Origin of the sequence: Salinicoccus jeotgali, assembly GCF_039538805.1 — a bacterium.
Lineage (GTDB): Bacteria > Bacillota > Bacilli > Staphylococcales > Salinicoccaceae > Salinicoccus > Salinicoccus jeotgali.
Window position 1 is genome coordinate 76,691 of the sequence record NZ_BAABCK010000068.1, and the last position, 9,255, is coordinate 85,945.

5 protein-coding genes are annotated in these 9,255 nt (G+C 47.5%); 1 reads left to right on the plus strand and 4 read right to left on the minus strand.

The genetic code is table 11. The features are described from left to right. Positions 1 to 62: 62 nt before the first annotated feature. Positions 63 to 3,365, plus strand: coding sequence for an efflux RND transporter permease subunit (locus tag ABD734_RS10890; protein WP_344704230.1), 3,303 nt, complete (start codon positions 63 to 65; stop codon positions 3,363 to 3,365). A gap of 54 nt (positions 3,366 to 3,419) precedes the next feature. Here ABD734_RS10890 and ABD734_RS10895 read toward each other — a convergent pair whose 3' ends face one another. From ABD734_RS10895 to pruA, 4 genes are all read right to left on the minus strand, one after another. Then, positions 3,420 to 4,664, minus strand: a complete 1,245-nt coding sequence (locus ABD734_RS10895) for a Glu/Leu/Phe/Val family dehydrogenase (RefSeq protein WP_344704232.1) — start codon at positions 4,662 to 4,664, stop codon at positions 3,420 to 3,422. Between the two features lie 195 nt (positions 4,665 to 4,859). After that, positions 4,860 to 6,104, minus strand: a complete 1,245-nt coding sequence (locus tag ABD734_RS10900; protein WP_344704234.1) for a Glu/Leu/Phe/Val family dehydrogenase — start codon at positions 6,102 to 6,104, stop codon at positions 4,860 to 4,862. An 82-nt stretch (positions 6,105 to 6,186) separates the two neighbouring features. Then, positions 6,187 to 7,380, minus strand: coding sequence for an ornithine--oxo-acid transaminase (locus ABD734_RS10905; RefSeq protein WP_344704236.1), 1,194 nt, complete (start codon positions 7,378 to 7,380; stop codon positions 6,187 to 6,189). 78 nt (positions 7,381 to 7,458) lie between these two features. Next, on the minus strand, positions 7,459 to 9,000 hold the full coding sequence (gene pruA / locus ABD734_RS10910) for an L-glutamate gamma-semialdehyde dehydrogenase (RefSeq protein ID WP_344704238.1): 1,542 nt from the start codon (positions 8,998 to 9,000) through the stop codon (positions 7,459 to 7,461). Positions 9,001 to 9,255: the final 255 nt, after the last annotated feature.

A 9,255-nucleotide genomic window follows, 5' to 3' on the forward strand; every position in this document is an offset into this window, starting at 1 on the left:
TCATAGTACAACACGTTGTCGGGTTACAATATACATCTCATATTATACAGGAGTGAAGCCACTTGAAGCTAGCCGATTTTTCAATAAAAAGACCAAAATTCACCATCGTCATCATGATTATACTCATCCTTCTCGGAGCCGTTTCCCTGACCAGACTGCCACTGCAGCTGCTGCCGAATGTCCAACCGCCAATCGCTGCAGTGGCGACCAGCTACCAGGGGGCTGGACCTGAAGAAGTGATGAAAGATGTGACGAAGCCGCTCGAGGCAGAACTTTCTACAGTCAGCGGTTTGACTAATATATCCTCCCAATCGCAGGAAAGTTCTTCTGTCGTCCTTCTTGAATTCGGATACGACATGACGATAGATGAAGTCGAAAATGAAATCGTACGTACGATAGAAAATACAAGCCTACCCGAGGAGGCAGGAGATCCATCCTTCCTGGAGTTCGACATTACGATGCTCCCGAGCCTGACTCTTGCCGTATCCTCTGACAATAAATCAGTCAGTGAGTTTCAGGGTCAGGTTGAGGATCTCATCAATGAACTCGAAAACATCAATGGTGTGGCCTCGATCAGTGAAACTGGCAGCATTACTGAAGAAATTTCAGTAGCGCTCGATACCGAAGCACTCGAGAAGTATCAGCTGAGCCAAAGCGATGTGGCCAACATCATTGAAGCCAATAACATTTCTATACCGAACGCCACAATCGTCGATGAAGAAGAAAAAGAATCCATCACAACCCGGACGGTAAGTGAGATCGACGGAGTCGAATCACTCGAGGAACTGGTCTTGGCGGATCTGCCTGAAGGCGCCGGCACACTCACTCTCGATGATGTAGCAGATGTCGCCATAACGGAACAGGATGACGCTGTCATCACCCGCCTGAACCAGGAAGACGCTATGCAGATTGAAATGAGTCTTGCATCCGATGCGAACGCATCGACCGTCAACGGGGAATTCCAATCTGTCCTTGACGAACAGCTCGACAAGGAAGAATTTGAGGACCTCAATGTTGAAACGCTATATGATGAAGGGGAGTATATAGACCTCGCCATCAACAGTGTCTACCTATCATTGATAAGCGGTGCAATACTTGCGATGATTGTCCTTTTCGCATTCCTGCGCAATTTGAAATCACCACTCATAATCGGTATTGCCATACCGTTTTCCGTCATCACTACATTTGCTCTTTTGTTCTTTACGGACATCAGCATAAACCTGATGACGCTTGGTGGCCTGGCACTCGGCATCGGTATGCTCGTCGATAACGCCGTCGTCGTCATAGAAAATATATACCGCCATCTGTCGATGGGTAAGACACCGAGGCAAGCAGCAAGTGTGGGGACGAAGGAAGTGGCTGGTGCCATCACCGCTTCTTCAATGACTACAGCAGCAGTCTTCCTGCCTGTTGTCTTCGTCAGTGGCCTAGTCGGCCAACTGTTCACGCCATTTGCTGTAGCCGTAGTATTCAGCCTGTTGGCTTCACTTTTTGTCGCCCTGACCGTGGTCCCGATGCTGGCCAGCCGCATTCTGGATGCACCGGATGACAATGAAGAAGAGAAAAGACGGGACCGCCGTTATATGAAAGGGCTCAGGAAACTGTCCCACTGGTCACTCAACAATCGCCTGACAGTCCTCATACTGACAGCGCTGATCCTTATAGCCGGCGGCATTGGCATCTATATCCAAGGCTTGGATCTTTTGCCGGAGAGCGATGAAGGTACGCTGACGGTTGAAGTGGAAATGCCGCAGGATGCCATCCTTTCCGAAACAGAAGAGACCATTAAGCTTATAGAAGAAAAATTTGAAGATTATCCGGAAATCGATACCTATATGAGCACCATCGGCTCCACTTCTACGATGAGTCCGGTTGATGAGAGCAACGTCGGCAATATAATGGCTACTTTAGTCAGCCCGGGTGAACGCGGCATGACGACCAATGAATTCATTAGCGACATAGAAAATGAAATTGAAAGCGTCAATTCTTCCGCCGACATCAGTGTCAACCCGATGTCTCAGGCAGGTACAGGCTCTGATCCAAATACACTTGCGCTGAATGTTGCAGACGAAGATCCGAAAAGGCTCATGGAGTCTGAGGAGACCATCATAAAAGCATTGGAAGATGACGCTGATATCGACAATGTCACTTCAAGCCGCGAAAACATGTCCCAAGAACTCCAAGTACGTGTGGACCGTGCAGCAGCCAGGGAAAATGATCTGCAGCCTGCAGAAATAGGCTCAGCAATCTACGAGGCCACTAATGGAGTCCCGGCCTCCACCGTCGACGAAGGCTCTGAGTTCCTGACGATCAATGTCAAATACCCAGACGACGTCACAAGTAGCATTGAGGCCTTCAAGAACATCCAGATTGCAAATAGCCAGGGCGAATATATCGCAGTGGAAGATGTCGCTGAATTGGAAGAAGCAGAGATGCTCTCCCTCATCAACCGCGATGACCAGAAGGAAACGACGGAACTCACTGTTTCATATAAACCTGAAATGAGCCTCAATGAGGCAGGCAGTCATGTTGAGAGCATCATTGAGGATACGGATTTCGCAGATGAAACAGAAACGTCAATCGGTGGGGATCTGGAGATGCTGAGTGACGCAATCCCTCAACTATTGCTTGCGATAACGCTCGGCATCATCTTCATCTACCTTGTAATGGTTGCCCAGTTTGAATCCTTCAAACACCCATTCGTAGTTATATTCTCATTACCGCTCAGTATCATTGGAGTGATGTTCTCATTGATCATCACAAATAATCCATTGAGCGTCATTGCCGTGGTGGGAGTCATCCTGCTGCTCGGTATAGTGGTCAACAACGCCATACTGCTGGTCGACTACATCAATCAGCAGAAAGCCAAAGGCATGACCACGCTCGAATCGATCGAAAAGAGTGTCCAGGACCGTTTCCGCCCGATAGTCATCACGGCGCTGACGACCGCACTCGGTATGCTGCCGCTTGCACTTGCCATTGGTGAGGGGGCAGAACTCATTGCACCGATGGGCATCGTAGTAATAGGTGGTCTGATCAGCAGTACGTTCCTGACGCTGTTCATCATTCCAATCATCTACAGCTACTTTGATTCTGAAACACGCAAGATGAATAAAAAGTACATGACACCGGACGGTGAAATCATCACCCAAAGAGAGATTGATGCACAAAAACGTAAAGAAGAAGCTGCTTCGTCAGAAGATGAATATGGCTATACTTCTGATGACGACGTTCCAGAAGACGGCGATGAAGCGCCGAACGTTCAGGAAGACACCCCACCGCGGGATACATCCGGAAATGATAGGGACTATATCAAAGAGATGGAGTCGCTCATCAACAGGATGAAAAATGACAGAAGAAAATAAGCATACAAAAAAACGATTGCCTGTTTAGGGCAATCGTTTTTTTATTGATGACGCTCAGGCCCATCCCCTGAACCTTACTGCTTCTGATACGCGTCTTATACCTAACGTGTAGGCCGCGAGCCTCATGTCCATCTGACGTGATTGGTGCAGGTTATATATGGCTTCAAAAGCAGTTGTCATCTTACCTTCCAGCAGCTGCCTTATTTCTTCTTCTTCCCAATAGAAACCTTGTTTATTCTGCACCCACTCAAAATATGATACCGTCACACCGCCGGCTGAGGCAAGGACATCCGGAATGATCAGTACACCTTTTTCAGTCAATATTCGCGTTGCTTCCTCCGTAGTGGGGCCATTGGCTGCCTCACAGATGATTTCTGCCTTAATATCCCAGGCATTGCTTTCAGTAATTTGATTTGCGATTGCTGCTGGAATGAGGACGTCGCAGTCCACTTCGAGCAATGCTTTATTTGTAATGGATTCTGCAGGTAGTTTTTCCGCCAGATTAACTTTCCCCCGGTTTCTCAGCACATAATCGATATCTATTCCTTCAGGGTTATAGAGGGCACCTGAAGATCTTGATATTCCGATGATCTTTGCACCTTTATCATGCAACATCTTTGATATGTAACCTCCAGCATTGCCAAATCCCTGTATGACGATGCGTGCATCCTTCATGGATATACCCACCTTCTCCATGGCCTGCTCAACACACATCACCGCACCCATTGCGGTCGCTGTTTCGCGTCCTTTCGATCCTCCGACTGCAAGTGGCTTGCCTGTGATGAATTCGAATGGATCGTCGGAGTGCTTCACGCTATATTCATCCATCATCCACGCCATCGTTTGCGCATCCGTATAGACATCAGGAGCCGGAATGTCCTTTGTCGGCCCTGCAATCTGAGAAATCGCCCTGACATATCCACGGGAGACTTCTTCTTTTTCCCTACTGCTCATATTCCTTGGATCGCAGACCACCCCACCTTTGCCACCGCCGTATGGTATATCTACAATGCCTGCTTTTAGTGTCATCCACATCGCAAGGGCAATGACTTCTTCTTCCGTGACATCAGGATGGAAACGGACGCCACCTTTAGTTGGGCCCGCGGCATCATTATGTTGGGCACGGTATCCGGTGAATACTTTTACAGAACCGTCATCCATTTTTACAGGTATACGCACTTTGAGCATCCTGAGCGGTGCTTTAATCAATTCGTACATTCCTTCATCGTATCCAAGATTATCCAATGCCTTATAGATGACTGATTGTGTTGATGTAATCAAATTCGAGGTTTCTGTCATGATCAGTTCTCCTTTTTCTCTTTCACCCTATTTTATGGCAAACTGAGTTAGACTCTCATCACACACATATTTCAGGTGAATATTCGAACATTCATAATAATACAAAAAATTCAATAAATCAACATTTTTATGAATATCCATACAAAAGAGGCCGGACAGATTATCTGTCCGGCCTATCCTTTATTGGTGTCTATTCTATGCCCAGCCTCTGTAGCGCGCAGCCTCGGCTGTTCGTTTCAGACCTATGATATACGCTGCAAGCCGCATGTCGATATGGCGGTTTTCATGCAGGTCGTAGATATCATTGAATGCTTTTTTAAGCTTGATTTCAAGCTTTTCATTGACTTCATCTTCATCCCAATAGTAACCTTGGTTGTTTTGGACCCACTCGAAGTAGGAAACCGTAACACCACCGGCTGACGCCAATACATCAGGCACGATGAGCTTGCCGTTATCAGTCAAGATTTTCGTCGCTTCTTTAGTGGTCGGGCCATTGGCCGCCTCACAGATGATCTCCGCTTTAATATCGTCTGCATTATCTTCTGTGATCTGGTTTGCAATCGCAGCAGGTATGATGACATCACAATCGATTTTGAAGAGATCTTTACCAGGCAATGCATCATCGAACAGATTCGTCACTAGGCCGAAACTGTCGCGCCGATCAAGCAGATAATCGATATCCAGGCCCTCTGGATCGTGCAACGCACCATTGGCATCCGAAATGCCGACGATTTTAGCGCCCCTGTCAAACAGGATTTTTGAAAGGAAACTTCCGGCATTACCGAAGCCTTGAATGACTACGCGAAGATCTTTCAACTCCATGTTGCGTTTCTCCAAAGCCTGTTCCAGACAGATGATGACCCCCATCGCAGTCGCACGGTCACGCCCTTGGGAACCACCGAGGACGATTGGCTTACCGGTAATGAAACCAGGAGAGTTGAATTCGTCAATCATGCTGTATTCATCCATCATCCACGCCATGATCTGGGAGTTCGTAAATACATCAGGTGCCGGAATATCTTTTGTAGGCCCAACAATCTGAGAGATTGCACGGACGTAGCCACGGCTTAAACGCTCTACTTCCTGGATGCTCATCTCACGCGGATCACACACAATTCCGCCTTTACCGCCACCATAAGGTAGATCGACGATGCCTGATTTCAAGGTCATCCACATTGAAAGTGCCACAACTTCCTCTTCATTAACATCCGGATGGAAGCGTATGCCGCCCTTAGTCGGTCCAACAGCATCGTTGTGCTGGGCACGGTAGCCGGTAAATACTTTAACTGAACCATCATCCATGCGCACCGGGATGCGCACTGTCAAAAGACGCATCGGCTCTTTGATCAGTTCATACATACCCTCATCAAAACCGAGTCTATCCAAAGCCTCATGGATGATCGCTTGTGTGGAAGTGATAAGATTTGATTTCTCTGACATTTTTATCCGCCTCTTTTTTTGGAACTGTTTTCATAATCATTGTACCATATTCGTTACTATTTAAAAGCGTTATTTCCAAGTACTATTTTGCCAGCACTTTTTTGATTTGAACGATGGCCCAGTCGAGATCTTCCTGGGAGATGATCAGTGGAGGTGCAAAGCGGATGACTGTTTCGTGAGTTTCTTTGCAGAGCAGTCCGAGCTCTTTTAGTTCTTCGCAATATGGTCTTGCCGCTTCAGTCAGCTCGACACCGATGAAGAGTCCACGACCGCGCACTTCCTTGATTACAGGATTATCGATTTTTTCCAGTTCTTCTTTGAAATATTCACCGAGTTCGCGTGATCTTTCAACGAGGTTCTCATCATTCATGACATCAAGCGCCGCTTCCGATACTGCACAAGCAAGCGGGTTCCCCCCGAATGTGGAGCCGTGGGAACCTGGATTGAACACACCAAGTACTTCTTCGTCGGCCAATACGCAGGAAATCGGGAAGACACCGCCACCGAGTGCTTTACCGAGGATATATACATCCGCATCCACATTGTCCCAGTGCGTTGCAAAAAGCTTACCGGAACGGCCAAGGCCTGCTTGGATTTCATCTGCCACAAAAAGTATGTTGTTTTCATCGCAGACTTCGCGTACCGCCTTCAGGAAGCCTTCAGGTGGTATATTGATGCCCGCTTCACCTTGGATCGGCTCCAGCAGGATTGCTGCAGTGTTTTCAGTGATCGCTTCCTTGATTTGGTCGATATCACCGAAGTCAACGAGTTTGATGCCGTCGAGCAACGGACCGTATCCACGGCGGTACTCCGGTTCAGAAGAAAGCGATACTGCTGCCAATGTACGGCCATGGAAGTTCTGGTTCATGGCGATGATTTCCGCTTTATCATCTTCTACACCTTTTACATCATACGCCCAGCGGCGCACTGCTTTGATTGCCGTTTCCACAGCTTCGGCACCGGTGTTCATCGGTAGGGCCATTTCCTTGTCGGCGAGCTTACATACTTTCTCATACCAAGGTCCTAGGCGATCTGAGTGGAACGCGCGGGAAGTGAGCGTCAGCTTGTCCGCCTGGTCTTTTAAGGCCTTGATTATCTTAGGGTGTCTATGCCCCTGGTTGACTGCGGAGTATGCACTCAGCATGTCCAGATATTCATTGCCTTCAGGGTCCTTCACCCATACGCCTTCAGCCTCTGAGAGTACGATTGGTAGAGGATTGTAGTTTGGTGCTCCGTATTGTTGTGTCTGCTCGATAATTTCCTGTGATCTAGTCATTCTATCTTCCTTTCTTAAAAAGGCGGGTAAGCCCCCGTTCACTTTTTGTAATTTTCATAATCATGCTGCCAAATTGCATTATAACATTTCAGAAGTCGTTTTGCCTTGCATATGAAGAGTCAAGTAGTCCGGACCACCCGCTTTAGAATCCGTACCGGACATTTTGAAACCACCAAAAGGTTGGTAGCCGACGATGGCCGCAGTACATCCGCGGTTGAAGTATAGATTTCCTACATGGAAATCTTCACGCGCCTGTTCGATGTGGTGGCGGTCCGTTGTGAATACCGCTCCTGTCAGGCCGTAGTCTGTTGCATTGGCATATTCGATAGCCTGATCGAAATCCTTGGCTTTTGTAAATCCGACCACTGGACCGAATATTTCTTCCTGCATGATGACCGCATCATGCTTAAGGTTTGAGAAGACGGTCGGGTGGACGAAATGTCCCGTTTCATTTTCAGTTTTGCCGCCGATCTCCAATTGGCCTTCTTTCTTACCGATTTCGATGTACTTCGAAATCTTTTCAAGGGAGGCATCATCGATGACTGGTCCGACATTCACATCCGCTTCCGGATTACCCACTTTCAGATCCTTCGTTTTGGCTACAACCTTCTCAAGGAGTTCATCATGTATATCTTCAAGAGCAACCACACGGGAGCAGGCGGAACATTTCTGACCGCTGAAACCGAATGCAGAGTAGACGATTGCCTCTGCTGCTTCTTCAAGGTCCACGCCGGAATCGACGACTATCGTATCTTTACCGCCCATTTCTGCAATGACACGCTTCAAGTGCGTCTGGCCCTTTTGGACGACGCCTGCCTTTTCGTAGATCTTCGTGCCTACATCACGGGAACCAGTGAAGGAGACGAAACGTGTATCCTTATGTTCGACAAGGTAGTCCCCGATATCCTTCGATGATCCTGGGATAAAGTTCACGACGCCTTCAGGCATACCTGCTTCCTCCAGCACTTCAATGAACTTGTATGCCACTATCGGTGTTCTTGAAGATGGTTTGAGGAGTACTGTGTTGCCTGTCACCAGCGCAGCAGCTGTCGTACCCGCCATGATTGCGAAGGCGAAGTTCCAAGGAGAGATGACAAGTCCGACACCAAGCGGAATATAATTGAATTGATTATACTCACCAGGGCGTGATTCCACATGTTCGCCATCTTTTATCTTAAGATGATTGCGTCCGTAGTATTCCAGGAAATCGATGGCTTCTGCTACATCCGCATCCGCTTCCTTCCAAGGTTTTCCTGCTTCTTTTATAAGCAGCGCCGTAAATTCATACTTGCGCCTGCGGACGATCGCCGCTGCTTTGAACAGGACATCGGAACGGAACTCGAACGAATATTTCCTCCATGATTCGAACGTCTCCAATGCGGTGTCCATCGCTTTTTGTGCATGCTCTTGATTGGCCTGGTACATATAGCCGATCGTCTCCGCCTTATCAGCAGGGTTATAGGATTCTTTCTTGTCCTCAGTCGTAATGCGTTCCCCACCAATGATCAACGGATAATCCTGACCGAGATAGTCCTTGACTGTAGCCAGACCTTCTTCCAGTTTTTTACGGTTTTCTTCTTTCGAGTAATCCATAAAAGGTTCATGCTTGTACGGTATCATCTAAAGATGCCTCCTTTAATAATAAATGCCTATCATAATAATGGACTTTAAGTAGGACTTTTTCAACCCTTTTAGGACCTATTTTAAAAGCGCTTACACACAGCCTGCAAACGTATTCATCGACACGTATAAAAACATACTAAGATTAGTACCACAGGACCCGGCCAGGTCCTGTGGTACTATTTTCATATAGTAGGAGTGGAGATCAGGTCGACGAGGTTTTAGGATTTAGAATCCGGAATAAAAACGGGCCAG

Bases quoted from the DNA above. Each gene is read 5' to 3' on its own strand.
- ABD734_RS10895 (WP_344704232.1), bottom strand. From the start codon at position 4,664: ATGACAGAAACCTCGAATTTGATTACATCAACACAATCAGTCATCTAT.
- ABD734_RS10900 (WP_344704234.1), bottom strand. From the start codon at position 6,104: ATGTCAGAGAAATCAAATCTTATCACTTCCACACAAGCGATCATCCAT.
- ABD734_RS10905 (WP_344704236.1), bottom strand. From the start codon at position 7,380: ATGACTAGATCACAGGAAATTATCGAGCAGACACAACAATACGGAGCA.
- pruA (WP_344704238.1), bottom strand. From the start codon at position 9,000: ATGATACCGTACAAGCATGAACCTTTTATGGATTACTCGAAAGAAGAA.